Genomic DNA, 24,380 nt, shown 5'->3' with positions numbered 1-24,380 from the left:
CGATGGATGACAGTTACGACGTGGTGGTCATCGGCGGCGGCGCGGCCGGACTCAGCGGGGCACTGACCCTGTCGCGGGCCCGCCGATCCGTGCTCGTGATCGACGCGGGCGAACCCCGCAACGCACCGGCCGGGCACATTCACAACTATCTTGGCCGAGAGGGCACCCCTCCCGGTGAACTCCTGGCCATCGGACGCAAGGAGGTCGCCGGATACGGCGGGGAGATCGTGACCGGCACCGTCACGTCCGCCGAGAAGGTCGGGGACGGGGAGTTCCGGGTGACGCTCGCCGACGGCCGGGCCGTCGGGGCGCGACGGCTACTCGTGACCACCGGCCTCGTCGACGTCCTCCCCGACATCCCCGGGGTGGCCGAACGGTGGGGACGCGACGTCCTACACTGTCCGTACTGCCACGGGTGGGAGGTCCGGGACCAGCCGGTGGGCGTCCTGGCCGGCAGTCCGCTGGCGGTGCACCAGGCGCTGATGTGGAGCCAGTGGACCGATCGGGTGACGTTGTTCCTGAACGACGCGAACGAGCCCACCGGCGAGGAGTACGAGCAACTCGCCGCCCGCGGCGTCGCCGTGATCGACGGCGCGGTGGCCGGACTCGAGGTGCGGGACGACCGGCTGACCGGTGTCCGGCTGCGCACGGGCCGGGTCTTCCCCCTGGCCGCCGTCGTGGTCCCGCCGCTGTTCCGGGCCCGCGCCGACTTCCTCACGACCCTCGGCCTGGGCACCACCGAGATGGAGATGGCCGGACACGTGATCGGCACCGCCGTCGCCGCCGACGCGACCGGCGCCACCGCGGTTCCCGGGGTGTGGGTGGCCGGCAACGTCGCGGACCCGAAGGCGCAGGTCATCGTCGCCGCCGGAGCCGGACTGACCGCCGCCGCCACCCTCAACGCCGACCTCATCGCGGAAGACACCCGCCTGGCGGTCGCCGGAGCGCTCAGCCGGTAGCCGACACGGTCGCCTCGTGGACCACGCGGTGCGCGGGCAGGATCGACTCGCGCTCCGCGTCGGCGTCCCCCTCTCCGCCGACCAGCCCGACGTAATGCGCGAGCTGGGCGGCGAGGGGTTCGTCGCTGTAGCGGATGGTCGGGATCTCGATGACGGTCTGCTGCTTGTACCCGTCGGCGGGCAGGTCGTCGTCGATGTGCCGGTAGATGGTGATGTCGCGGCGCAGCAGGTCGATCTCGATCAGACGGTCCGGCTCCAGCAGCGACAACTGCCGGACCTTCCGCTGACTCACCCGGCTCGCCGAGATGGTGGCCACCGCCCCGGATTCGAACCGCAGCACCGCCTCCGCGCAGTCCTCGGCCTCGTTGCGCCGCGAACTGTCGTGGAAGTAACCGAATTCGGCCTTCACCCCGACCGGCGGCGATCCGACGAATCCGATCGCGAGGTCCACGTCGTGGATCAGCAGGTCCGTCGCGACGCCGGTGGGGATGCGGGACACGAACGGCGAGTGCCGGATTCCGTTGACCTGCCACACGTCACCGGCGAATTCGCGGGCCGTCCGGACCGCCGGGTTGAATCGCTCGAGCAGACCGCACATCAGCGGGACGCCGGTCGCGGCGGCACGTTTCACCAGATCGGTGCTCTCCTCGTACGTTGCGGCGAGCGGCTTTTCGACGAGCAGCGGCTTTCCGAGGTCCAGGATGCGGCCCGCCACTTCGTAGTGTGCGGGGGTCGCCGCCGCGACGACGACGGCGTCGATGCCGTCCAGGTCGTCGAAATCCGCGGCCCACTCGGTACCGAACCGGGCGGCGACGTCCCGTCCGTGGTCTTCCCGCGGCTCCACCAGCAGCGCCAGGTCGCACAGCGGCGACTGCGCGAGGACGCGGGCGTGCAGCGATCCCATCTTCCCGGATCCGACGAGCGCGATCCGCGGTCGTGTGGACGTCATCACGCCTCCATCGCCTCGCGCACCGCCGCGACGATCCGGTCGACGTCGTCGGTGGAGAGCGCGGCGTGAACGGGGATGCTGAGGCACCGGCGGGCCACCGACGTCGCGACCGGTGTCGGCGAGGCGATCACCCGGGGATGGTCGCGGTAGCAGTCGTAGTCGTAGACGGTCCTCGGGTAGTAGACGCCGCTGCCCACTCCCCGCTCGCCCAGACGCTGCGCGAGGGCGTCGCGGTCGATCGGCGCATCCGGCGCGAGGACCACGGTGAACTGGTGCCACACGTGCCCGCGGCCCGCGAGTTCCGAAGGCAGCACGAGACCTTCGACGTCCTTCAGCCCGGTCCGCAGCGCTTCCGCGTTGCGCCGGCGCGACTCCACCTGCTGCAGATACGAACCCAGTTGCGGCAACCCGACACTGGCCTGCAGATCCGTCATCCGGAAGTTCTGGCCCGCCATCTCGTACTCGTAGCGCCCGCGCATGCCCTGGTTCCGCAGCACCCGCAACCGGTCGGCCACCGCGTCGTCGTCCGTCGTGACCATTCCGCCCTCGGCGGTGGTGAGATTCTTGGTGGCGTAGAACGAGAAGCAGCCGAGCCCGAAACTGCCCGCGCCCCTGCCGTCGAACGTAGCGCCGTGCGCCTGCGCGGCGTCCTCGACCACGGCCAGTCCCCGCGACTCGGCCAGCGGCATCAGCGCACCCATGTCCGCGGTCTGCCCGTACAGGTGCACCGGCATCAGCACCCGGGTGCGGTCGTTCACGCAGTGCTCCGCCACGTCGGGGTCGATCGCGAAGTCGGCCTCCCCGATGTCGGCGAACCGTGCCGTCGCGCCGGCGTCGAGGATCGCGTTGAGCGTGGCCACGAACGTGAACGGGGTGGTGAGTACCTCGTCCCCGGGCTGCAGGTCCAGCACCCGCAGGGCCGCGATCAGCGCGGTGGTGCCGCTGTTGACGGCCACCGCGTGCCGGGTGCCGACGAGTTCGGCGAACCCCTCCTCGAACCTCGCGACCTTCGGTCCCTGCGCGACCATCCCGGATCGCAGGGTGTCGAGGACCTCGCGCTCGACATCCTCGCCGAAGGAAATACTCGAGATCGCGATCACGGTTCCTCCGATAGATTGACGTGCAGTTCACACCGTCTTCACAGATTGCAACCACTTGAAGGTTCCCACGGTCTGCACGGCTCCTGGAAGGAATCCGAAACTTTCATGACCATCGGTGAAAACTGCGAGATCCACCCGACCGTCGTGATAGGCGACGGCGTCACCGTCGGAGACCGGGTCAGCATCGGACCGTATGCCGTCCTCACCGGCCCCCTCGACATCGGCGACGACTGCTGGATCGGCGCCCACGCGACGCTCGGGGCCCCGCCGGAGTGGATCGGGAAGACGCATCCCCGCACGTGGACGGAGGTCAGCCCGCACCGGGGTGTGGTGATCGGCGCGGGCACCGTGATCCGGGAGATGAGCGCCGTCCAGCAGGGCGCCGAGCGGCCGACGACCATCGGGCGCGGCGGATTCGTCATGAACCACACGTCCGTCGAGCACGACGTCCGGATCGGCGAGGACTGCGTCCTCTCGCCGTCGAGCACCCTCGGCGGTCACGTGACCCTCGGCGACGGCGTCAATCTCGGCATGAGCGCGGTGGTGCATCAGCGGCGGGTGATCGGGGCGCGCGCAATGGTCGGAATGGGATCGGTCGTCGCCAAGGACATTCCGCCGTTCGCCACGGTGTTCGGCAATCCCGCCGCCCTGCGGGGCACCAACCGGGTGGGGATGAGCCGGTCCGGGATCGCCGACCAGGACATCGAGGCGGTGGAGAATCTGTTCGCCTCGGGGCGGCTCGACGCCGGCGCGGAACTCCCGCGGTCGCTCGCCGACGCGTTCGCCTGGTGGCGGGAGTTGGCGGTGAAACCGCTCGTTTCCTGATCCTGCGCCCGCCGATTGCTATCGTCGGAACCGAACGCTGCACTGCTGCAGCGCACTGCCGGTGAGGGGGTGGTTCTCGTGGACACCGATCCCGAGATCGTCCCGGACCGCGGTGGCCGCGCCGTCCTGATGCACGCGCTGCGGATCCTCGTCACCCTCGCGATCGTCGTCGCCGTCGTGTTCGCCGTGAAATCGCAGTGGGCCGAGGTCCGGGACACGATCACCCAGCTGGACTGGTGGGCGCTCGCCGTCTCCGCGGTGTTCGTCTTCCTCGGCATGGGCGCCGCGGTGCGCGCGTGGCAGCACGCGCTCGGCGCGCTCGAACACCCGATTCCCGCGTTCGACGCCGCCCGGTGCTACCTGGTCGGCCAGCTCGGCAAATATCTGCCGGGCAGCGTGTGGGCGTTCGTCCTCCAGACCGAACTCGTCCGCCGGGCCGGGGTGTCGCGTGCCAACGGATTCGTCGCCGTCCTCGTCACCGTGGGGCTGAGCATCACGTCCGCGCTGGTCGTCGGGCTGCTGGCACTGCCCGCCCTGTTCCACATCAGCACCGTCGCGGCGGTCGCGGTGATCGTCCTCGTCCCCATCGCCCTCGTCTGCTGCTATCCCCCGATCCTCACGCGGCTGGTGAACCTGACCCTGCGGATCCTGCGGCGCGCCCCGCTGCACCGGCAGTTGACGATGCACAAGATCGGGCGTGCCCTCGGCTGGTGCGCCGTCAGCTGGGTGCTGTACGGCGTGCATCTCTGGTTCCTCGCGTCGAGCACGTCGGGATTCGCGGTGGGCACCCTGGTGCAGTGCATCGGCGCGATCGCCCTCGGCATGTGCGCCGGCGTGCTTGTGGTCGTCGCGCCGTCCGGCATCGGGGTACGCGAGGCCGTCGTCGTCGCGGCGCTGTCCCCGTTCATGGACAGCGGGGTGGCGCTCGGGCTGGCCCTCGCGTCCCGCCTGGTGTTCACGCTGTGCGAGGTGCTCGCCGGCTTCGTCGCCGCGGTCGCCGGTTCGCGCTCGCTGCGCAATGCCCTCGTGCACGAGGATTCCCGGGTGCCGCAGCCGTCGTGAGGAGACCGCGATGACGGACGCCTGGGAGGTCGATCCCGCGTACGAGAACTACATCGGCCGCTGGAGCAGGCTGGTCGCGCCGCAGTTCCTGCGGTGGCTGGCCGCAGGCCCGGGCGGCGCCTGGTGCGACGTGGGTTGCGGGACCGGCGCCCTCGCCCACACCGTTCTCCGCACAGCCGACCCGGCCCGGGTGGTCGGGGTCGAGCCTTCGGCCCCGTTCGCCGCGGCGGCCCGGGCCGGCGCGGACGATCCCCGCTTCGAGGTGCGGCCGGGGACCGCCGAAGCGATCCCCGCCGCCGACGGCGAGTTCGACCGCGTGGTGTCCGGGCTGGTCCTCAACTTCGTTCCCCGTCCGGTCGAGGGGCTCGCCGAGATGCGCCGCGTCACCCGGGCCGGCGGGACCGTCGCCGGATACGTGTGGGACTACGCGGACGGCATGCAGATGATCCGCGTCTTCTGGGACGCCGCGCGCGAGCTCGACGCCACGGCCGCGACCCTCGACGAGGGTGCCCGCTTCCCGCTCTGCCGGCCGCAGCCTCTCCGCGATGCGCTGTCCGCCGCGGAGCTGGCTGGGGTGGAGGTGCACCCGCTCGACGTTCCCACCGTGTTCGCCGGCTTCGACGATTTCTGGCGGCCGTTCCTGGGCGGTCAGGGCCCCGCGCCCGGCTACTGCATCTCTCTGCCCGCCGGACGTCGAACCGCGCTGCGCGACCTGCTCGCTGCCAGATTGCGGCGCGACGAGGCAGGCCGCATCGCACTGACGGCGCGAGTGTGGGCGTTCCGCGGATCGGTCCCGGCCTGACTGCTGTGCAACTACCGGACGCTCAGCCGATGACGGATTCCGTAGCCGCGTACGCCTTCTCCGCGGATTCCTTCTGCGCCCGCCACCACGACTCGTTGTCGCGGTACCACCGCACGGTCGCCTCGAGCCCGCTGCGGAAATCCTCGTACTGCGGCGTCCAGCCCAGTTCCGTGCGCAGGCGCGTCGAGTCGATCGCGTAACGCAGGTCGTGGCCCGGGCGGTCGGTGACGAAGTCGAGGTCGTCGGCGTCGCGGCCGAACAGCTCGAGCAGCGTCCCGACGACGGTCCGGTTGTCGACCTCGCCGTCCGCGCCGATCAGGTACGTCTGGCCGAGAGTGCCCTTCTCCAGGATGGTCCAGACGGCCGCGTTGTGGTCGTCGACGTGGATCCAGTCGCGCACGTTCTTGCCGCTGCCGTACAAACGGGGGCGCACCCCGTCGATCAGGTTGGTGATCTGACGCGGAATGAACTTCTCGACGTGCTGGTACGGGCCGTAGTTGTTGGAACAATTCGACAGGGTGGCCCGCACCCCGAACGACCGCGCCCACGCCCGCACCAGCAGGTCACTCGACGCCTTCGTCGCCGAGTACGGGCTCGACGGGTTGTAGGGGGTCGACTCGGTGAAGCGCTCGGGGTCGTCCAGTTCGAGATCGCCGTACACCTCGTCGGTGGAGATGTGGTGATAGCGGACGTCGTGGACGCGGACGGCCTGCAGCAGCGAGAACGTGCCGATCACGTTCGTCTGCACGAACGGCGTCGGATCGGCCAGGGAATTGTCGTTGTGCGATTCCGCGGCGAAGTGGACCACCGCGTCCGACTCCGCGACCAGGCGATCCACCAGCGCGAAATCCGCCACATCGCCGTGCACGAACTCGATGCGGTCGGCCACGGCGTCGAGCGAGCGCCGGTTGCCGGCGTACGTCAGCGCGTCGAGCACCGTCACCTGCACGTCCGGCCGCTCGGCGACCGTCTGGTGCACGAAATTCGCACCGATGAACCCGGCGCCGCCTGTCACGAGAAGCCTCATGTGCACCCACCCTAGTGGCGAGCCCGAGTTTCTATCCGGCGCGAACACTGGAACACTGCGCACATGCGCGGAATCATCCTGGCAGGCGGCACCGGGTCCCGATTGCACCCGATCACCCTCGGCGTGAGCAAGCAACTGGTCCCGGTCTACGACAAGCCGATGATCTACTACCCGCTCTCCACCCTGATGCTGGCGAACATCCGCGACATCCTCGTCATCACCACCCCGCACGACGCCGAGCAGTTCCGCCGGCTCCTCGGCGACGGCTCCCAGTTCGGGGTGAACCTCACGTACAAGGTGCAGGAGGAGCCGAACGGCCTGGCGCAGGCGTTCGTCCTCGGCGCCGACCACATCGGCGGCGAATCCGTGTCCCTCGTACTCGGCGACAACATCTTCTACGGCCCCGGCCTCGGTTCCCGGCTGAACCGCTTCGAGAACATCGACGGCGGCGCCGTGTTCGCCTACTGGGTGTCCGATCCCAGCGCGTACGGTGTGGTCGAATTCGACGACACCGGCCGGGCGATGTCGATCGAAGAGAAGCCCGCCACCCCGAAGTCCAACTTCTCGATCCCCGGGCTGTACTTCTACGACAACGACGTCGTCTCCATCGCGCGCAATCTGAAGCCGTCGGACCGCGGCGAATACGAGATCACCGACGTCAACCAGGCCTACCTGCAGGCGGGACGGTTGCAGGTCGAGGTGCTTCCCCGCGGAACCGCGTGGCTCGACACCGGCACCGTCGATTCGCTGCTCGAGGCGTCGAACTTCGTCCGCACGCTCGAGCACCGGCAGGGGCTGAAGATCGGCGTCCCGGAAGAGGTCGCGTGGCGCCGCGGGTTCATCACCGACGCCGAACTGTGTTCGCGTGCTGAGGCTCTCGGCAAATCGGGGTACGGCGACTACCTCCTCGAACTTCTCGAACGCGGCAAGGACTGGTGACGTGGAGTATCGGGAACTGAAGGTCCCCGGCGCCTGGGAGATCACCCCACGGCAGTTCGGCGACGACCGCGGCGTGTTCCTCGAATGGTTCAAGGGCTCGGAGTTCGAGGCCGCCGTCGGGCATCCTCTCGAACTCGCTCAGGCCAACTGCTCGGTGTCCGCCGCCGGTGTCCTGCGCGGTATCCACTACACCGACAATCCGCCCGGGCAGGCGAAATACGTCACCTGCGTCAAGGGCGCGTTCCTCGACGTCATCGTCGATCTCCGGGTGGGGTCGCCGATGTTCGGGCAGTGGGATTCGGTGCTCATCGACGACGTCGACCGCCGCGCCGTCTACCTTCCGGCCGGCGTCGGCCACGCGATCCTGTCCCTCGAGGACGCGTCGACCGTGATGTACCTGTGCTCGATCGAGTACACCCCGGCCCTCGACCACGACCTGCACCCGCTCGACCCCGATCTGGGCATCGACTGGCCCACGACGGGCCGGGACGGCAACCCGCTGACGTTCCAGCTGTCCGAGAAGGATTCGGCGGCGCCGTCGCTGAAGCAGGCGCTGGACGCCGGGCTACTGCCCCCCATGTGAGTGTTTTCGTGTGCCCGGGTACACGAAAACACTCACATGGCCGGTGACTCACGAGAACGTGTTCTAGTATCGAGGGCGTGACCTTCGTCGTCGTCGACCACCCCCGGCCGGGTATCGCCCTGGTCACGCTCAACCGCCCGGAACGCATGAACGCGATGGCGTTCGACGTGATGATCCCGTTCCGCGACGCGCTGGAGGAGATAAGCAACGACAACTCGGTCCGCGCGGTGGTCGTCACCGGCGCCGGCCGCGGCTTCTGCTCGGGCGCCGACCAGAGATCCGCGGGCCCGCTCCCCCACGTCGACGGCCTCACCCCGCCGACCGTGGCGCTGCGGGCCATGGAGATGCTCGACAACGTGGTGCTCTCGCTCCGCCGGATGCATCAGCCGGTGATCAGCGCCGTCAACGGCGCCGCCATCGGCGGCGGGCTGTGCCTGGCGCTCGCCTCCGACATCCGGATCGCGGCGGAGGACGCCTACTTCCGGGCGGCCGGCATCAACAACGGGCTGACGGCCAGCGAACTGGGCCTGAGCTACCTGCTGCCCCGCGCGATCGGTTCGTCCCGGGCCTTCGAGATCATGCTGTCCGGGCGGGACGTGCACGCCGCGGAGGCGGAGCGGATCGGACTCGTGTCGCGGTGCGTGCCCGGTGAGGACCTCCTGGACGAATGCTTCGACCTCGCCGAACGCATGTCGCGCTTCTCCCGGCCGGGCCTGGAGTTGACGAAGCGCACGCTGTGGTCGGGACTCGACGCCGCCTCACTCGAAGCCCACCTCCACCAGGAGGGTCTCGGACAGCTGCTGGTGCGGCTGCTGACCGACAACTTCGAGGAGGCGACCGCCGCGCGGAAGGACAAGCGCGAACCGCGGTTCCGGGACCGGCGCTAGGCCCGGGACAGCGACGGCGCGAACTCGCGCAGGGTGAACGAATTCGACACGACCGCACGCAGTTCGGCGAGTCCCCCGGACAGCACACCGGCCGCCCGCGCCTGCACCAGGACGTTGCCGAGGGCGGAACCCTCGACGGGTCCGGCGACGACGGGCAGCCCGGTGGCGTCCGCCGTCAGCCGGCACAGCAGCGCGTTCTGGGATCCGCCGCCGACGATGTGCACCACGTCGATCGGGGTGCCGGTCAGTTCGACGATCGACTGCACCGACCGCCGGTACGCGTCCGCGAGACTGTCCATCACACAGCGGATCACCTCGGCCGGACCGTCCGGCACGCGCTGACCCGTCCGCGCGCATTCGGCGGCGATGCGGGCGGGCATGTCGCCCGGCGGCAGGAACACCGGCAGGTCCGGGTCGATCACGGAGCCGAGGTCGGTCAGCGCTGCGGCGTCGTCCAGCAGGTCCTGCAGCGATACGTCGAGTCCGTCGGCCTGCCACTGCCGCATCGACTCCTGCACCAGCCACATGCCCATCACGTTCCGCAGCAGCCGGGTGGTGCCGTCGACGCCGGCCTCGTTGGTGAACCCCGCCGCCCGCACGTCCTCGGTGCGCACCGGGCCGGGCAGTTCCGTTCCCACCAGCGACCAGGTGCCCGACGCGATGTACACGAACCGCGTGCTCGCCGCGGGTACCGCGACGACGGCCGACGCCGTGTCGTGGCTGCCGACGGCCACCACCATCGGGGGACGGTCCGTCGCCCCGATGTCTTCGGCGACGTCGGGCCGGACGGCCCCGATCGCCGAGCCGGGCTCCGCCAACGGCGGCAGCACGCGGTCGTCGAGACCGAGCCGGGCGACGAGCGCACGGTCCCAGTCGCGGCTCACCGGATCGAGCAGACCGGTGGTGGACGCATTGGTCACCTCGCCGACCCGAACCCCGCTGAGCCAGTACGCCAGAAGGTCGGGGATCATCAGCAACTGCTCCGCCACGTCGAGCCGCTGCGCGCCGCTCTCCCGCTCGGCCAGCAGCTGGTACACCGTGTTGAACGGCAGTTGTGCGATGCCGTTGCGCTCGAACAACTCCCGATCCGGGATCGACGATCGCATCCCGGCCGCGACGCCCCCCGCCCGCTGGTCGCGGTAGTGGTACGGCATCCCGAGGAGGGAGCCGTCGCCGCCGAGCAGCCCGTAATCCACCGCCCACGTGTCGATTCCGATCGACACGAGGACGTCACCGCGGGCCACGGCCTCCATTGCCGCGGCCCGCAGCCCGTCCAGCAGACCCCGGTAGAGGCCGGCCAGATCCCAGTGCAGCGATCCACCCAGCCGCACCGGGCGGTTGGGGAAGCGCGCGACCTCGTCGAGGGTGATCACACCGTCGGCGACGCGGCCCAGCATCACCCGCCCGCTGGACGCGCCCAGGTCGATCGCGGCGAACACGTCCATCAGCGCAGGAACGCCGCAGCGACACCGGCATCCACCGGGATGTGCAGTCCGGTCGTGTGCGTGAGGTCGCCGCCGGTGAGCGCGAACACCGCGTTGGCGACGTGCTCGGGCAGCACCTCCCGCTTGAGCAGGGTGCGCTGCGCGTAGTACTCGCCCAGCTTCTCCTCCTCGACGCCGTACACGGCGGCCCGCTTGGCGCCCCAGCCGCCGGCGAAGATGCCCGAACCCCGCACCACACCGTCCGGGTTGATGCCGTTGACGCGGATGCCGTACTCGCCCAGCTCCGCCGCGAGCAGCCGCACCTGGTGCGCCTGGTCGGCCTTCGTCGCGGAGTACGCGATGTTGTTGGGCCCGGCGAACACCGAGTTCTTCGAGGAGATGTAGACGATGTCGCCGCCCATCGCCTGGGCGGTCATCACCCGCGCCGCCTCCCGCGACACCAGGAAGGAGCCCTTCGCCATCACGTCGTGCTGCAGGTCCCAATCCTTCTCGGTGGTCTCGAGCAGCGGCTTGGAGATCGACAGTCCGGCATTGTTGACGACGAGGTCTACTCCGCCGAACGCCAGGACAGCGGCCTCGAACGCCGCGGCGACCTGGTCGGCGCTGGTCACGTCCGCTGCGACGCCGACGGCGACGTCACTGCCGCCGATCTCGGCGGCGGCCTCGGCCGCCTTCGCCTGGTCGAGGTCGGCGATGACGACGCACGCGCCCTCCGCGGCGAGGCGCTGCGCGATCGCCTTGCCGATTCCCGACGCGGAACCGGTGACCAGCGCGATGCGGGTGGCGAGCGGCGCCGGCTTCGGCATGCGGGCCAGCTTCGCCTCCTCGAGGGCCCAGTACTCGATGCGGAACTTCTCCCGCTCGTCGATCGGCTGGTACGTGGAGATGGCCTCGGCGCCGCGCATCACGTTGATCGCGTTGACGTAGAACTCGCCCGCCACCCGCGCGGTCTGCTTGTTCGCGCCGAACGAGAACATCCCGACGCCGGGGACCAGGACGATGGCCGGGTCGGCGCCGCGCATCGCCGGGCTGTCCGGCTCCGCGTACTCGGCGTAGTACCGGGCGTAGTCCTCGCGGTAGGCGGTGTGCAGTTCACGCAGTCGCGCGGTGACCTCCTCGAGCGACGCGGTCGGCGGCAGGTCGAGGACCATCGGCCGGACCTTGGTGCGGAGGAAGTGATCCGGGCACGACGTACCCAGCGCGGCGAGACGCGGATGCTCGTGCGCCGCCAGGAAGTTCAGCACCTCCTCGCTGTCGGTGAAGTGCCCCACCTGCGGGCGATCGGTGGAGGCCAGTCCCCGCAGCAGCGGGAACAGCGCGGCGGCGCGGCGGCGGCGCTCCTCGGCGGGCAGTGCTTCGTAGCCCGCGATCGCGGGACCGAACGGCTCCTCGCGGCCGTTGTCGGCGATGAACTGCTCGGCGGTGCGGATGATCTCGAGCGAACGCTGCTCGCACTCCTCGCTCGTCGACCCCCACGCGGTGATGCCGTGCCCGCCCAGGATGCAACCGATCGCCTGCGGGTTCGCCTCCGCGATGGCCGAGATGTCGAGACCAAGCTGGAAACCGGGGCGGCGCCACGGAACCCACACCACCCGGTCGCCGAAGCACTTGCGGGTCAACTCCTCACCGTCCGCGGCGGTCGCGAACGCGATACCGGAATCGGGGTGCAGGTGGTCGACGTGCGGCGCGTTCACCAGACCGTGCATGGCGGTGTCGATGGACGGCGCGGCGCCGCCCTTGCCGTGCAGGCAGTAGTCGAATGCGGCGACCATGTCGTCCTCGGCGTCGAGGCCCGGGTAGACGTCGGTCAGGGCGCGGACCCGGTCAAGGCGCAGCGCGGCGAGTCCGGCGGGCTTCAGCGTGCCGAGGTCTCCGCCGGAACCCTTCACCCAGACGAGGTCCACCTCGGCGCCGGTCACAGGGTCGACGTCGGTGCCCTTGGCGGAGGTGTTGCCGCCGGCGTAGTTGGTGTTCCGAGCGTCGGCGCCCAGTCTGTTGGACCGTGCGATCAGTTCGGCGATGGTGCTCGTGGCGTTCACTTCTTGTTTCTCCCTCGAGATTCTTGACTTCAGACCCGGATGAATTCGACGCCGAGCAACTCTGCTGCGGCCTTGATCGCGCCGGCCCGGTGGCCGACGCACAACGCCCAGTGGTGGCCGGTCCCGGTGGCACTCCACTCGTCCGTCCACTCCCCCGGGTCCCGGCCGAAGTCGACCCGCGACGTGGTGTTGCCGATGGCGAGGAGCGGCCCGGGGACCACTTCGCCCTCGGACGCGATGAACGAGTACGAGCCGTCGCGGTTCTGCCCGACCGCGAAGGTCGTGACGGGCCCGTGGGTCACGTCGAACTCGACGCTGACGCCGTACCCTCGCTTGCCGTGATAGACACCGAGACCGCGGAGCAGCGGTTCGGTTGACGAGATCTGCAGATGGGCCGGTCCGTCGTGACCCATTTCGACGACGCCGTCGCGGAAGTTCAGTGCCTGCAGTTCCGTGAACGATCCACCGGCGCCCATCCGGTCCGAGACCAGCATCGCGACCGCGGTGCGAATGTCGTACTCCCCGGCCAGCGGAATACCGCGGGCCGTGAGCAGGGACGCTCCGAGAATCATTCCGGCGCCGAGTTGTTCGTGGAGTTCACCACCCAGCCCGCGGTGGTAGTACGCCATGGCGTCGAGTTCGAAGTCCGCGACGAGACGGTCGAGTCCCACGGAGACCCGGGCTCCCCACGCGAGATCGTCCGCGTTCACCGAACCGTCGAGCGCGAACACATCGTTCGCGAGTGCGATGCGGTCCGCGGTCTCACGGTCGGAGACCGCATCGACCCGCACCCGGAGGTCGTCGAATTCGAGCACCTCCACGTGCGCGCCGAACTGGGACGACAGCAGCGTCATGTCCGTCGAGATGTCGAGCATCCCCGGGTACAGGTGACCCATGAGTCCGAGCCGGCCGTGCCGCAGGGCAGCCCGTGCCGAGGCGGCACTCACCCAGGCGTCGATGCGCCGCCAGGCGTTCTCGTCGTGCAGATACCCGGACACCGACCGGAAGTCGATGCCGCTGCGCCGGAACACGTTCGCGACCTCCGGCAGCGGACACTGCCCGCAGTAGGCCAGCCACGTCCCCGTGTCGGTGTTCGCGTGATCCATCGCCTCGGTCGGCTGCAGGTCGATCAGCAGCACCGGCACGTTGGTGCGCTGCGCGATCGGCAGCACCATCGACGATGTCAGGTAGGTGGTCAGGAAGATCACCACGAGGTCGCAGTCGGCCTGCCTCAGCGTCTCGGCCGCGACGGCGGACTCCTGCGGGTCGGAGACGAATCCGGCATCGACGACCTGGCAGTCCCGTTCCTCGAATCGGCCCGTCACGTAACGGGCTGATTCCTGCAGGACGCCCCGGAGGCCGGGGAACTGCGGCCAGTAGGCGCCGAGCCCACCCGACACCAGCCCCAGCCGGGTCTTCCGGGGACGCACCCGGTCGAGGTGAGCGGGCACGGTATTCGTCGTCGCCACGGTCATCACGCGCCCCAACTCGCCTGGTTTCCGCCCACCCGCTCGCGCTCGATCCGCTCCAGGTAGCCGGAGCGCGCGAACGCGCCGATCGGGTCGGCGTCACGGCCCTGCGATTCGCGCAGTTCGGCGAGCAGCGGCCGGACGTCGGTGTTGTAACCGTCCATCAGCACCGCGTGCGCGCCGAGCACGTCACCCGACTGCTGGGCCGCCTCGAGGGCGTCCCCGTCGACGAGCAGTGCCTTGGCCGTGGCTTCCTGGACGTTCATGATCGACCGGATCTGGCCGGGGATCTTCGGCTCGATGTTGTGACACTGGTCGAGCATGAAGTTCACGCGCGAGTCCGGGAGGTGCGCGCCGGCCCGGACGATCTCGTGCATGATCCGGAACAGCTGGAACGGGTCCGCGGATCCGACGATCAGGTCGTCGTCGGCGTAGAAGCGGGAGTTGAAGTCGAACGCGCCGAGCCGTCCCTGCCGGATCAGCTGGGCGACGATGAATTCGATGTTCGTGCCCGGTGCGTGATGACCGGTGTCCAGCACGACCTGGGCCTTCTCGCCCAGCGCCAGACAGTGCAGCAGCGACGTTCCCCAGTCGGGGATGTCGGTGGTGTAGAAGTACGGCTCGAAGAACTTGTACTCGATCAGCAGGCGGTGATCGTCGTCGAGTTCGGCGTAGATCTTCTGCAGCGAATCGGCGAGCCGATCCTGCCGGGCGCGGATCGAATCCTGGCCTGCGTAGTTGGTGCCGTCGGGCAGCCACAGCTTCAGATCCTTCGATCCCGTGGCCCGCATGACGTCGACGCACTCGACGTGGTGGGCGACAGCCTTCGCACGGATCTTCGGGTCGGCGTTGGTGAGCGACCCCAGCTTGTAGTCGTCGTCCTGGAACACGTTGGAGTTGATCGCCCCCAGCGACACCCCCTGATCGGCGGCGTACGCGGCGAGTTTGCCGAAGTCGTCGACGCGGTCCCACGGGATGTGCAACGACACCCGCGGCGCCGCCCCGGTCACGCGATGCACCTGTGCGGCGTCCTCGATTTTCTCGTACGGGTCGCGCGGGACACCTGCCGTGGCGAACACCTTGAATCGGGTGCCGGAGTTCCCGTATGCCCAACTGGGAACTTCGATTCCGAAGTCGGCAAGGGCGGCGATGTCGCCGGCGGTGCGCCGAATGTCAGTTGCCGTCATGGTGAATCATCCTTCGGTGGAGATCGTGTGGTCGAGAACGGTGTGGAGTTGGGCGTCCAGGTCGAAGATCTCGGTGAGGAGCGTGAATCCCTCGTCGGGGGCCACCCCGTCGAGTTCGAAGAACGGCGCCATGTCGTGTTGCCAACGCCTGTTGACGTCGGTGCGCGCCATAGCCGCCTGCGCCTGTTCGAGATCTGCCGACTCGACGTAGCCGACGATCAGCCCGTCCGGCCGGATGTGCAGCGAATAGTTGTGCCACCCGCTGGCTTTCAGGGCCTCCAGCATCTCCGGCCAGACCTGGGCGTGCCGGCGAACGTACTCGTCGATCCGGTCCGGCCGGAGTTGCAGGGTGAAGCAGTACTTGTTCATCGGACGGTTCAGAAGTTGTACTGGTCGATGGTGTTCGCGTCGAACACGGTGGGCGGGCCGAGCACGACCTCGCCGCCGGCGCCGATCGTGTACTCGCCGAGCTTGCCAGCCGTGAACTTCTGTCCCTCGGCGCCGGTGATCTGACCGGATGCCAGTGCGGCACCGGCGTAGGCGGAGAGGTAGCCGATGTTGGTCGGGTCCCAGAGGGCGAATTCCTTGACGGTGCCGTTCTTCACGTATTCCCGCATCTGGTTCGGGGTACCGAGGCCGGTGAGCACGATGTTGCCCTTGTAGCTCGACGACGAGATGTAGCGCGCCGCGGCGGCGATGCCGACCGTCGTGGGCGACACGATCGCCTTCAGGTCGGGGTAGGTCTGCAGCAGGCCCTGCGTTTCCTGGAACGACTTCTGGTCGTCGTCGTTGCCGTACACCGTGGCCACCAGTTCGATGTTCCGGTATTCCGGCTTGCTCGCGAGCTCCGCCTTCAGCACCTCGATCCACGCGTTCTGGTTGGTGGCGTTGGGTGTCGCGGACAGCACCGCGATCTTGCCGGTGCCGCCGATCTGCTCGCTCGTCATCTTCGCGAGCGTCTCGCCGACGCCCTGGGTGGTGGCCTGGTTGATGAACAGGTCGCGGCAGTCCTCGGCCGCGTCGGAATCGAACGTCACGACCTTGATGCCTGCGTCGCGGGCCTGGTTCAGCGAGGGGCACACGGCATTCGGATCGTTGGCGGCGATGTTGATGACGTTCTGGCCCTGCTGGATCAGCGTGTTGATGTACGACACCTGCGAGGACGCGCTCGCATCGTTGGGGCCGACGAGCTTGTACTCGCCGCCGAACTCCTCCACGGCGGTCTTGCCACCGCCGACCTCGATGTCGGAGTACGGGTTGTTGAGCTGCTTGGGGAGGAACGCGACCTGCAGACCGTCCTGGATCGGCGCGTCGGGGTTCGCGGTCCCGGTGGCGCGGTCGCCACCCCCCGAGTTCGATGCCGAATCCTGGGTGGTGCCGCCGCAGGCCGTCAATCCGATCGAGACTGCGACGATCCCCGCCAGGGGAACGAAGGTCCGGCGGAATCGGGTCATGGTGGATCCTTTCCTCGTGTTCGCGTCACCGCGAACGCTGAAGTGAGAAAGAGCGGTGAAGCAGGGAATTCAGGGCGCGTTTTTCAGCTTTCGACGCTGCGCGGACGTCCGCACGGTCTTCAGCAGGTTCGGAAGCAGAACCGCGACGATCAGGAGAACACCGGTGACGATGGTGAGTGCCTCGTTCGAGATGTCCTCGAGGCGCAGCGCATTCTGCAGCGTGGCGAGCAGCACCACCGCGGCGAGCACGCCCGCCAGCCGGCCCTTGCCGCCGAAGATCGACACTCCGCCGAGGAGCACCGCCGCGACCACGGCCAGTTCGAGACCGGATCCGTTGTCGGCCCGGGCGCTCGAGTACCGCAGGCTCCACAGCACCCCGGCGAGGGCGGCGACCGCCCCGCACACCACGTAGAGCCAGAACTTCAGCCGCGCCCCGTCGATGCCGGCGAAGCGTGCGGCCGTGTCGCTGGCGCCGGTGGCGTAGATGTCGCGGCCGAGCGGGGTGGCCTGGAGGATCACCGCGAACACGACGGCCGCGACGACCAGCGGGATGGCGAGATTGGGGATGGCCGTGCCGCCGACCGTTCCCGTGACCCACGACGTGTATGCGCGGGGGAAGTTGGACACCGCCTGGTCACCGAGGAGGACGAACGCGAGCCCCCGGAACAGGGCCAGGGTACCGATCGTGACGGCGAGAGACGGCAACCCCAGCCTGGCGACGAGGAAACCGTTGAGGGCACCGAGGAGGCAGCCGAGCAGGATGCACATCGGGATGATCGCCTCGATGGCGAAGCCGTTGTTCCACATCCAGCCCATCGCGGCGCCGCTCAGCCCCAGGACGCTCGCCACCGACAGGTCGATCTCGCCGGTGATGATGATGAACGTCATCGGCAGTGCGATCAGGAAGATCGGTGCCAGGTCGAGAACGAGGAACGTGAAGTTCCGGCTGCTCCCGAAGTCGGGGTTGGTGACCGAGGCGACCACCAGCACGACGATCGTGATGGCGATGATCACCGAGTCCCAGCCGGCGAGCACCTCGCGGATTCGGCCGACCGTCGACGTCCCCGCGGTGTCCGGCTGTGCGGTCGTCGCCGGCTCGATGGTGTCAGTCGACATGGGCGCTCCTCTTCCGAAGTTGCTGTGCGGCACGCACCGCGAGCAGTCGATCGGCCGCGATGGCGATGAGAATCAGCGCACCGACGATGGCCTGCTGCCAGAACTGGTTGATCTGGAGAACGGGCAGCGAACTGTTGATGGTGGTCAGGAGCAGCGCGCCGAGCGCCGCGCCCCAGACGGTGCCGACGCCGCCGACCACGGCGACACCGCCCACGACGGCGGCCGCGATCACGTTGAGTTCGTAGCCGGATCCGGCGGCGGCGTCGACGGTGCCGAACCGCGCCGCGAACATGACCCCGGCGACTCCGGCCATGGCCCCGGAGAACACGAAGGCGAGCAGGACGCGCTTGCCGACGGCGATGCCCGCGAGTTCGGCGGCGTGGCCGTTCGACCCGATGGCGTAGAGGTCGCGTCCACTGCGATAGCGACGCAGATACACACCGGCGAGAACAACGGCCACCACCGCGACGATCACGAGCACCGGCACACCGAGAAGCGTTGCGGTGCCGAGCTTCAGGAAGTCCGGCGGCATCTCGTCGGCGGTGATCTGCTCGCCACCCGCCCACAGGTAGGCGATGCCGCGGAAGATGTACATCGTGCCGAGCGTGACGACCAGGGCGGGAACGCCGCCGAACCGCACCAGCAGCGCGTTGGCGAGTCCGCAGACCGCGCCGACGGCGATCCCCGCGAGGATCCCCACCACGATCGGTGCACCGTCGGCACCCGACATCACACTGCCCGCGGCGAACGCCGACAGCCCGAGCACCGAGCCGACCGACAGGTCGATGTTCTTGGTGATCATGACGACGGTCTGCCCGACCACCAGCACACCGACGATCGACGCGGCCAGCAGAATGTCGCGAATGCTCTGGGAGGAAAGGAAATTGCCGTTCTGCATCGTGGTGACCACGACCAGCACGATCAGCGCGGCGAGGATGCCGAGCGAACGGACCTGCAGCACCTTCTCGATCAGCGACGGACCCCCGTCCGACTTCACCTGTGGCTTCGCGGCGCCCGCAGGCGCGACGCGGGTGGGTGCGCTCATGCGGCGGCCTCCGAACCCGTTGCAGCGAACATGATCTTCTCCTCGTCGGCCTCGGCCCTGCTCAGTTCCGACACGATTCGTCCTTCCCTCATCACAAGGACGCGATCGGCCATTCCGAGCACCTCCGGCAATTCGGAGGAGATCATCACGACGGCGACGCCTTCACTGGCGAGCGTCGAGATGATCCGGTGCACTTCGGCTTTGGTGCCGACGTCGATACCGCGGGTGGGTTCGTCCACGATCAGGACGCTCGGCGCGGTGGCCATCCACTTGGCGAGCACGACCTTCTGCTGATTGCCGCCGGACAGCACCCCGACGGGGTCGGTGATGCGCGCGTACTTGGTCTGCAGTTTCTTCGTCCACTCGTAGGCCGACCGGCGCTCACGTCCCCCGAAGAGGAACCCGAACCGGGCGAGAGCGGACGACCGCGTCAACGTGGCGTTGCGCTCGATCGACATGTCCAGGATCAGGCCCTGCTGGCGACGGTCCTCCGGGACGAGCGCCATTCCCGCGCGCATCGCGGCCTTCGGATCGCCCTTGCGCAGGCTCTTGCCTCGCACCCGGACGTCGCCGCTGTCACGGGGGTCCACACCGAACGCCGACTGCATGACCTCGGAGCGGCCGGCACCGACCAGCCCGGACAGTGCCACGATCTCGCCGGCGCGCACCTGGAAACTGATGTCGGAGAACACCCCGGCTCGCGACAGGTTCTCGACCTCGAGGACGACCGCCCCCGGTTCCACGTCGATCTTCGGGAACAGGGCGCCGAGGTCGCGGCCGACCATGCTGCGGACGAGGTCGTCGACCGTCAGGCCCGCCAGTTCCGATGTGGCGATGTGCCGTCCGTCGCGCATCACGGTGACCCGCTGGCACAGCGCGAAGATCTCCTCGAAGCGGTGCGAGATGAACATGACCGCCGCGCCGGACGCGCACAGGGACCGGGTGACCTTGAACAGCCGCTCCACCTCGTTGCCGGACAGGGCCGCGGTCGGCTCGTCCATGACGATGACGTTGGCGTCGGTGGACAGCGCCTTCGCGATCTCGACCAACTGCTGATCGGCGATCGACAGTCCGCTGGCCGGCCGGTCCGGGTCCATCGGGACCCCGAGACGGTCGAACAGCGCGCGGGCGGCTGTGTTCATCGCGCCGCGGTCGATCATGCCGAAGCGGGCCCGCGGCTGGGTGCCGATGAAGATGTTCTCCGCGATCGTGAGGTCGGGGAACAGGGTCGGCTCCTGGTAGATGACCGCGATACCCCTGGCCTTGGCATCCGAGGGCGACCCGAGCGACACTTCCTCACCGCCGACGAGCATCGATCCGGTGTCGGGGCCGTGCACGCCGGCGAGCATCTTCACGATGGTCGACTTGCCTGCACCGTTCTCTCCGACGAGGGCGTGCGCCTCGCCGCCGTAGAGCGGAAACGACACACCCTGAACAGCAGCGACGTTGCCGAAGGACTTGGTGACGTCCCGTACTTCCAGCAACGGCACCGCAGGGGGGACGCTCATTCAGCACCTCCGATTGAAACGGTTCATTTCTTGTTTATGAAGCTAGAAGTGACAGGCGCCACAAGTCAAGAGGTTCGGTAGAGCCGGTCACCACCGTGACCTTATCGTTATAAAAGCACGCCAGGTCGCTTACCGGATATTCCGCATCGTCTCGCCTGACAGCCGGTCTTGATTCCGGCCCCGCGGACGGCGATACTGTGAATGAAGCGATTCAAGAGCACTGGATTGTTCTCGGGCACCGGCCGACGCGACAATGTGCGCTGTCGAACGAGCCGGCTGAAGGGGGAATCGGATGGCAGCGTCCATGCGCGAGGTCGCCGCACTCGCGGGCGTCTCGATGGGAACGATCAGCAACGTGCTCAACCACCCCGAACTGGTGTCGGAGGCGACCCGCCAGCGAGTACACGAGGCCATCACCCAGCTCGGCTTCGTCCGCAACGACGCCGCCCGCCAACTCCGCGCCGGCCAGTCACGGATGCTCGCCGTCGTCGTCCTCGACGCGCGGAACCCCTTCTTCGTCGACGTCGCGTCGGGAGCCGAGGAAGTCGCCGAGGCGAACGAACTGCTGATGGTCATGATCAGCACCGGCGAATCGGAAGAACGCGAGAACCGGCAGCTCGGCCAGCTCATGGAACAACGCGTCCACGGAATCCTGCTCTGCCCCACCGGCGAGAGCACGCCGATGCTCGCCAACCTCGACCGTCAGGGCACCCCGGTGGTCCTGCTCGACCGCGGGTCCCGCACACCCGGCCGATCCTCCGTCGCCGTCGACGACGTCCACGGCGGCAGGATCGCCGCCCGCCACCTGATGGAGCAGGGGCACCGGAACCTCGTGTTCGTCGGCGGGCCCGACACCATCAGGCAGGTCCGCGACCGCCGGGACGGGGCGCTCAGCGCCGTCGCGGAATCGGCGAGCACCCGCATGCGCACCGTCGCCACCCGATCCCTCAGCATCGAGGCCGGCACCCACGCGGCCCGCGAGATTCTCGCGATGCCGCCGCAGGAGCGGCCCACGGCGGCGTTCTGCGCCAACGACCTGCTCGCACTCGGTGTGCTCCAGGAGTTCATCCAGCACGGCAAGCGCGTGCCCGAAGACCTCGCGATCGTCGGGTACGACGACATCGACTACGCCGCCGGTGCGGCCGTGCCGCTGACCTCCGTCGCCCAGCCGCGGAACGAACTGGGACGGGCGGCGGCCGAACTCCTGCTCGATCAGGTCAACAACCCCGACACCCACAAGCACCAGCAGCTCTCGTTCACCCCGACCCTCGTCGTCCGGGAGTCCACGGCCGCCTGCCCCGTGCGTGGTTGACGAGCGTCTGGACTCGTCAACCGCGCACCGGGCCGGAGGCCTCAGGGGTATCTTTCGGACATGTCGAAGCCACCTCTGACACCGAAGGCCGCCGAGATGTTCGCCCGGCCCAATTACGCCACCGTCGCCTGCGTCCGACCCGACGGGCAGCCCGTGTCCGTGGCCACCTGGTATCTGTTCGAGGGCGGCAGGGTGCTGGTCAACATGGACGCCGAGCGGAAGCGCCTCGACTACCTGCGGGGCGATCCCCGGGTCAGCCTCACCGCGATGGATCCCGGCGACTGGATCACCCACGTCAGCGTCCAGGGCCGGGTGACGGAGTTCGTCGACGACGAAGACCTCGCCGACATCGACCGCCTCGCGACGCATTACACCGGCAACCCGTACCCCGTCCGCGACCGGAAACGGGTCAGCGCCTGGATCGAGACCGACACCTGGCACGGCTGGGGGTCGCTGAAACAGTCCTGACCGAATCCGCGCCGACGACACCCGGGCATGACGACGCCCCGCGCCGCAACGGTCCTCGCCGTGGCCACGGCGGTGATCGGCAGCCTGCTGCTGAGCGCACCGACGGTCCGCGAATCGGGGCCGCCCGCGGCAACGGTGGCCCAGCCCGCGCCGCCTCCGCCACCGCCGCCCGTCGTCCTGACCCCGGAAGAGGTCGAGGCCAGGGTGATCCCGGCGATCGTCACCCTCGTCGCCGACTCGGGGCTCGTCGAAACCGCGGGAACGGGGATAGTGCTCACCCCCGACGGCGTCGTCCTCACCAATCATCACGTGATCGACGGTGCACTCGACATCAGCGCGGTGAGCCTCGGCAACGGTGCGGAGTACGTCGCGGACGTGCTCGGTTACGACAGTTCGCGCGACATCGCGGTCCTCCGGCTCCAGGGCGCGGGCGACCTTTCCGCCGCGCCCCTCGCGAAGGACACCGCCGTCGGCATCGGTGATCCGGTAACCGCGGTGGGCAACGCCGAAGGGGGCGGAGTCCCGGTGGCGGCACGGGGTTTCGTGACCGATCTCGGGCAGGCGATCACCGCTCGCAGTTCCACCGACGGTTCCCGGAACCGGCTGAACGGGTTGATCCAGATCGATGCGGCGGTCCGGCCCGGCGACTCCGGTGGCCCGCTCGTCGACGCCACCGCCGCCGTCATCGGCGTGAACACCGCGGGCAACGCCGACTCCGATCCCACCAAACCCGCTCCCGCCCAGCCGAGGTCGTATGCGGTGCCCATCGACACCGCGATGACGATCGTCGATCAGGTTCGCGCCGGGACGGCGTCCGCCACCGTGCACATCGGCGACACCCCCCTCCTCGGGATCAGCGTCACCGACGATCCTCGTGGCGCCGAGGTCCTCTGGGTCAGCATCGGCACCCCCGCCGACGACGCGGGCATCGACATCGGGGACGTCGTCACCGAATTCGACGGAATCCCGATCCGGTCCTCGGACGACCTCAGCGGGCTCATGATCGCGCGGCACCCCGGCGACGCGGTCGAAATCCGCTGGCTCGACGAGACCAGGAGGCCGCGGTCGACCACGATCGTGCTGGAGAAGGGCCCGCCGCGGTAGTCAGGCGGTCTTGTCCCGGGCGACACCGTCGTCCGGCCGCACCCGCGTCGCGACGAACCGCGCGATACGCCGAAGCACCACACGACTTTCCGGCAGACCGGGCCACAACGCCGGAAACGCATGCACCTGACCGTCCCAGATCTGCAGCGTCGTCGGCACACCCGCACCGCTCAGCCGATGCGCCATCAGCTCCGAATCCGACCGCAGCACCTCGCCCTCCGCGGCGAACAGCAACGACGGCGGCAGACCCTCGAGCGCACCGTTCACGGGCGACAGCGCGGGGTCGAGCACACCGTCCACCTCGCCGCCCAGCTTGCCGATGGTGACGAGCGCCTCCACGGGCGCGAACACGTCGCGGGCGGCGTTGGCGTGCACCAGCTTGTCGGCGCAGTCCAGGTCCAGCAGCGGCGACAGCCCGACCAGCCCGGCGGGGAGATCGACACCCTCCTCGCGGGCCTTCAACGCCGTCGCGAACACGAGGAACCCACCCGCCGAATCACCGGCGAACACCGTCCCGCCCGCCTGGGCTCCGTTCTCCAGCAACCACTTGTATGCCGTCAGACAGTCGTCGACGGAACCGCTGATGTTCGTGTCGGGCAGTTGCCGGTAGCCGACGTGCATCACCGGCAGTCCGGTCAGCTTCGCGATCGTCGCGACCACCGGCCGGTGCGTGTTCAGCCCGCAGCACAGGAACCCGCCGCCGTGGAGATAGAGGACGACACCGTCGCTCAGCTCCGGTGAGACTCCCGGGGCGCGCACGATCTCCGCGTCGAACCCGGGCAGCCGCACCTTCTGGCGGCGGATACCGGAAGCGGGGCGCATCCCCGCCGCGAGGTCCAGCAGCGCGGCCCTGCGGATCGCCGACTCGTTGATCGGCGCCATCCGCACCACGGGCCGGAGGAACCATCTGCATGCCTGGTAGAGAACCTGGGATTCGATACTCGGCCCCGCCAGCCGCGCACCCGAACGGTATTGGACGGTCGGTGTCCCATTCCGCTGCTGCACAGACGGCTTGCGGTCGTTCGGCACAGATTTCATGCCTTCTCCCCTGGTCGCCGATACCCGTCGCCGTTGACGGATACGTAAGTTCAACCTTGGAG

Annotated in this window: 23 protein-coding genes; 10 read left to right on the top strand and 13 right to left on the bottom strand. The window is 68.9% G+C overall.

Annotated elements, in window-relative coordinates; translation table 11 throughout:
- The first annotated feature begins 2 nt into the window (after positions 1-2).
- On the top strand, positions 3-959 hold the full coding sequence (locus JWS14_RS22405) for an NAD(P)/FAD-dependent oxidoreductase (RefSeq protein ID WP_206014393.1): 957 nt from the start codon (positions 3-5) through the stop codon (positions 957-959).
- Here the strand turns inward: JWS14_RS22405 and JWS14_RS22400 are convergent.
- Complete coding sequence (locus tag JWS14_RS22400) at positions 949-1,908, bottom strand: Gfo/Idh/MocA family protein (protein WP_072938496.1); 960 nt, start codon at positions 1,906-1,908, stop codon at positions 949-951. The two genes, JWS14_RS22405 and JWS14_RS22400, sit on opposite strands and share 11 nt — an antisense overlap.
- Complete coding sequence (locus JWS14_RS22395) at positions 1,908-3,008, bottom strand: DegT/DnrJ/EryC1/StrS family aminotransferase (protein ID WP_206014392.1); 1,101 nt, start codon at positions 3,006-3,008, stop codon at positions 1,908-1,910. Before JWS14_RS22395 ends, JWS14_RS22400 begins: the two co-directional genes overlap by 1 nt.
- A 105-nt stretch (positions 3,009-3,113) precedes the next feature.
- Here JWS14_RS22395 and JWS14_RS22390 point away from each other — a divergent pair, with 105 nt between their 5' ends.
- From JWS14_RS22390 to JWS14_RS22380, 3 genes are all read left to right on the top strand, one after another.
- Positions 3,114-3,833, top strand: a complete 720-nt coding sequence (locus tag JWS14_RS22390) for a DapH/DapD/GlmU-related protein (protein WP_206014391.1) — start codon at positions 3,114-3,116, stop codon at positions 3,831-3,833.
- A 69-nt stretch (positions 3,834-3,902) separates the two neighbouring features.
- Positions 3,903-4,895 (top strand): lysylphosphatidylglycerol synthase transmembrane domain-containing protein, encoded by a 993-nt coding sequence (locus JWS14_RS22385; protein ID WP_206014390.1) that lies wholly within the window; start codon positions 3,903-3,905, stop codon positions 4,893-4,895.
- A 10-nt stretch (positions 4,896-4,905) separates the two neighbouring features.
- Complete coding sequence (locus tag JWS14_RS22380; protein ID WP_206014389.1) at positions 4,906-5,697, top strand: class I SAM-dependent methyltransferase; 792 nt, start codon at positions 4,906-4,908, stop codon at positions 5,695-5,697.
- Positions 5,698-5,719: 22 nt separating this feature from the next.
- Here JWS14_RS22380 and rfbB read toward each other — a convergent pair whose 3' ends face one another.
- Positions 5,720-6,724, bottom strand: a complete 1,005-nt coding sequence (gene rfbB / locus JWS14_RS22375; protein WP_206014388.1) for a dTDP-glucose 4,6-dehydratase — start codon at positions 6,722-6,724, stop codon at positions 5,720-5,722.
- A gap of 63 nt (positions 6,725-6,787) precedes the next feature.
- On the opposite strand from rfbB, the gene rfbA reads away from it, so the two are divergent.
- The 3 genes from rfbA to JWS14_RS22360 all read left to right on the top strand — a co-directional run bounded on the left by rfbA (position 6,788) and on the right by JWS14_RS22360 (position 9,133).
- The gene (rfbA, locus tag JWS14_RS22370; RefSeq protein ID WP_095862848.1) at positions 6,788-7,663 is read left to right on the top strand and encodes a glucose-1-phosphate thymidylyltransferase RfbA; all 876 of its coding nucleotides are present in this window, start codon (positions 6,788-6,790) and stop codon (positions 7,661-7,663) included.
- 1 nt (position 7,664) lies between these two features.
- Positions 7,665-8,246 carry a dTDP-4-dehydrorhamnose 3,5-epimerase family protein gene (locus tag JWS14_RS22365; protein ID WP_072938515.1) on the top strand — a complete coding sequence of 194 codons (582 nt, stop codon included), beginning with the start codon at positions 7,665-7,667 and terminating at the stop codon, positions 8,244-8,246.
- 77 nt (positions 8,247-8,323) lie between these two features.
- Positions 8,324-9,133, top strand: coding sequence for an enoyl-CoA hydratase (locus JWS14_RS22360; RefSeq protein WP_072938518.1), 810 nt, complete (start codon positions 8,324-8,326; stop codon positions 9,131-9,133).
- Here JWS14_RS22360 and JWS14_RS22355 read toward each other — a convergent pair.
- The 9 genes from JWS14_RS22355 to JWS14_RS22315 form a co-directional block, all read right to left on the bottom strand.
- Positions 9,130-10,578, bottom strand: coding sequence for a rhamnulokinase (locus tag JWS14_RS22355; protein WP_206014387.1), 1,449 nt, complete (start codon positions 10,576-10,578; stop codon positions 9,130-9,132). The two genes, JWS14_RS22360 and JWS14_RS22355, sit on opposite strands and share 4 nt — an antisense overlap.
- Positions 10,578-12,617, bottom strand: a complete 2,040-nt coding sequence (locus JWS14_RS22350; RefSeq protein ID WP_206014386.1) for a bifunctional aldolase/short-chain dehydrogenase — start codon at positions 12,615-12,617, stop codon at positions 10,578-10,580. The genes JWS14_RS22355 and JWS14_RS22350 overlap by 1 nt, the downstream gene beginning before the upstream one ends.
- A gap of 29 nt (positions 12,618-12,646) precedes the next feature.
- Positions 12,647-14,092 (bottom strand): L-fucose/L-arabinose isomerase family protein, encoded by a 1,446-nt coding sequence (locus JWS14_RS22345; protein WP_206014385.1) that lies wholly within the window; start codon positions 14,090-14,092, stop codon positions 12,647-12,649.
- Positions 14,092-15,273, bottom strand: coding sequence for an L-rhamnose isomerase (rhaI, locus tag JWS14_RS22340; RefSeq protein WP_095862843.1), 1,182 nt, complete (start codon positions 15,271-15,273; stop codon positions 14,092-14,094). Before rhaI ends, JWS14_RS22345 begins: the two co-directional genes overlap by 1 nt.
- Positions 15,274-15,279: 6 nt before the next feature.
- Positions 15,280-15,642, bottom strand: coding sequence for an L-rhamnose mutarotase (locus tag JWS14_RS22335; RefSeq protein ID WP_206014384.1), 363 nt, complete (start codon positions 15,640-15,642; stop codon positions 15,280-15,282).
- Positions 15,643-15,650: 8 nt separating this feature from the next.
- Positions 15,651-16,727, bottom strand: coding sequence for a rhamnose ABC transporter substrate-binding protein (gene rhaS, locus JWS14_RS22330; protein WP_037228161.1), 1,077 nt, complete (start codon positions 16,725-16,727; stop codon positions 15,651-15,653).
- Positions 16,728-16,796: 69 nt separating this feature from the next.
- A complete protein-coding gene (locus JWS14_RS22325; protein WP_206014383.1) occupies positions 16,797-17,843 on the bottom strand; it encodes an ABC transporter permease in 1,047 nt (348 codons plus the stop codon).
- The gene (locus JWS14_RS22320) at positions 17,833-18,888 is read right to left on the bottom strand and encodes an ABC transporter permease (protein WP_206014382.1); all 1,056 of its coding nucleotides are present in this window, start codon (positions 18,886-18,888) and stop codon (positions 17,833-17,835) included. The genes JWS14_RS22325 and JWS14_RS22320 overlap by 11 nt, the downstream gene beginning before the upstream one ends.
- Positions 18,885-20,396, bottom strand: a complete 1,512-nt coding sequence (locus JWS14_RS22315; protein ID WP_206014381.1) for a sugar ABC transporter ATP-binding protein — start codon at positions 20,394-20,396, stop codon at positions 18,885-18,887. Before JWS14_RS22315 ends, JWS14_RS22320 begins: the two co-directional genes overlap by 4 nt.
- 292 nt (positions 20,397-20,688) lie before the next feature.
- Between JWS14_RS22315 and JWS14_RS22310 the strand changes: the two genes are divergently transcribed.
- From JWS14_RS22310 to JWS14_RS22300, 3 genes are read left to right on the top strand one after another with little or no spacing between them, the layout of a single operon-like run.
- Positions 20,689-21,708, top strand: a complete 1,020-nt coding sequence (locus JWS14_RS22310) for a LacI family DNA-binding transcriptional regulator (protein ID WP_206014380.1) — start codon at positions 20,689-20,691, stop codon at positions 21,706-21,708.
- A 60-nt stretch (positions 21,709-21,768) separates the two neighbouring features.
- Positions 21,769-22,176: a TIGR03618 family F420-dependent PPOX class oxidoreductase gene (locus JWS14_RS22305; RefSeq protein ID WP_206014379.1), complete on the top strand. Its 408-nt coding sequence runs from the start codon at positions 21,769-21,771 to the stop codon at positions 22,174-22,176.
- Between the two features lie 27 nt (positions 22,177-22,203).
- The gene (locus JWS14_RS22300; protein WP_206014378.1) at positions 22,204-23,280 is read left to right on the top strand and encodes a S1C family serine protease; all 1,077 of its coding nucleotides are present in this window, start codon (positions 22,204-22,206) and stop codon (positions 23,278-23,280) included.
- On the opposite strand, the gene JWS14_RS22295 is transcribed toward JWS14_RS22300, so the two are convergent.
- Positions 23,281-24,318, bottom strand: a complete 1,038-nt coding sequence (locus tag JWS14_RS22295; protein ID WP_072938547.1) for an alpha/beta hydrolase — start codon at positions 24,316-24,318, stop codon at positions 23,281-23,283. It abuts the gene before it with no gap.
- Positions 24,319-24,380: the final 62 nt, after the last annotated feature.

It is taken from the genome of Rhodococcus koreensis, assembly GCF_017068375.1.
Classification (GTDB): domain Bacteria; phylum Actinomycetota; class Actinomycetes; order Mycobacteriales; family Mycobacteriaceae; genus Rhodococcus_F; species Rhodococcus_F koreensis.
Note: the sequence above shows the minus strand (reverse complement) of the source record. Positions and strands in the feature narration are given on the sequence as shown.

What these genes read in the sequence shown, in the direction of transcription:
- JWS14_RS22405 (WP_206014393.1), top strand. Translation starts at nt 3, where the DNA reads ATGGATGACAGTTACGACGTGGTGGTCATCGGCGGCGGCGCGGCCGGA.
- JWS14_RS22400 (WP_072938496.1), bottom strand. Translation starts at nt 1,908, where the DNA reads ATGACGTCCACACGACCGCGGATCGCGCTCGTCGGATCCGGGAAGATG.
- JWS14_RS22390 (WP_206014391.1), top strand. Translation starts at nt 3,114, where the DNA reads ATGACCATCGGTGAAAACTGCGAGATCCACCCGACCGTCGTGATAGGC.
- JWS14_RS22380 (WP_206014389.1), top strand. Translation starts at nt 4,906, where the DNA reads ATGACGGACGCCTGGGAGGTCGATCCCGCGTACGAGAACTACATCGGC.
- rfbB (WP_206014388.1), bottom strand. Translation starts at nt 6,724, where the DNA reads ATGAGGCTTCTCGTGACAGGCGGCGCCGGGTTCATCGGTGCGAATTTC.
- rfbA (WP_095862848.1), top strand. Translation starts at nt 6,788, where the DNA reads ATGCGCGGAATCATCCTGGCAGGCGGCACCGGGTCCCGATTGCACCCG.
- JWS14_RS22355 (WP_206014387.1), bottom strand. Translation starts at nt 10,578, where the DNA reads ATGGACGTGTTCGCCGCGATCGACCTGGGCGCGTCCAGCGGGCGGGTG.
- JWS14_RS22345 (WP_206014385.1), bottom strand. Translation starts at nt 14,092, where the DNA reads ATGACCGTGGCGACGACGAATACCGTGCCCGCTCACCTCGACCGGGTG.
- rhaI (WP_095862843.1), bottom strand. Translation starts at nt 15,273, where the DNA reads ATGACGGCAACTGACATTCGGCGCACCGCCGGCGACATCGCCGCCCTT.
- JWS14_RS22335 (WP_206014384.1), bottom strand. Translation starts at nt 15,642, where the DNA reads ATGAACAAGTACTGCTTCACCCTGCAACTCCGGCCGGACCGGATCGAC.
- rhaS (WP_037228161.1), bottom strand. Translation starts at nt 16,727, where the DNA reads ATGACCCGATTCCGCCGGACCTTCGTTCCCCTGGCGGGGATCGTCGCA.
- JWS14_RS22325 (WP_206014383.1), bottom strand. Translation starts at nt 17,843, where the DNA reads ATGTCGACTGACACCATCGAGCCGGCGACGACCGCACAGCCGGACACC.
- JWS14_RS22320 (WP_206014382.1), bottom strand. Translation starts at nt 18,888, where the DNA reads ATGAGCGCACCCACCCGCGTCGCGCCTGCGGGCGCCGCGAAGCCACAG.
- JWS14_RS22315 (WP_206014381.1), bottom strand. Translation starts at nt 20,396, where the DNA reads ATGAGCGTCCCCCCTGCGGTGCCGTTGCTGGAAGTACGGGACGTCACC.
- JWS14_RS22310 (WP_206014380.1), top strand. Translation starts at nt 20,689, where the DNA reads ATGGCAGCGTCCATGCGCGAGGTCGCCGCACTCGCGGGCGTCTCGATG.
- JWS14_RS22305 (WP_206014379.1), top strand. Translation starts at nt 21,769, where the DNA reads ATGTCGAAGCCACCTCTGACACCGAAGGCCGCCGAGATGTTCGCCCGG.
- JWS14_RS22300 (WP_206014378.1), top strand. Translation starts at nt 22,204, where the DNA reads ATGACGACGCCCCGCGCCGCAACGGTCCTCGCCGTGGCCACGGCGGTG.
- JWS14_RS22295 (WP_072938547.1), bottom strand. Translation starts at nt 24,318, where the DNA reads ATGAAATCTGTGCCGAACGACCGCAAGCCGTCTGTGCAGCAGCGGAAT.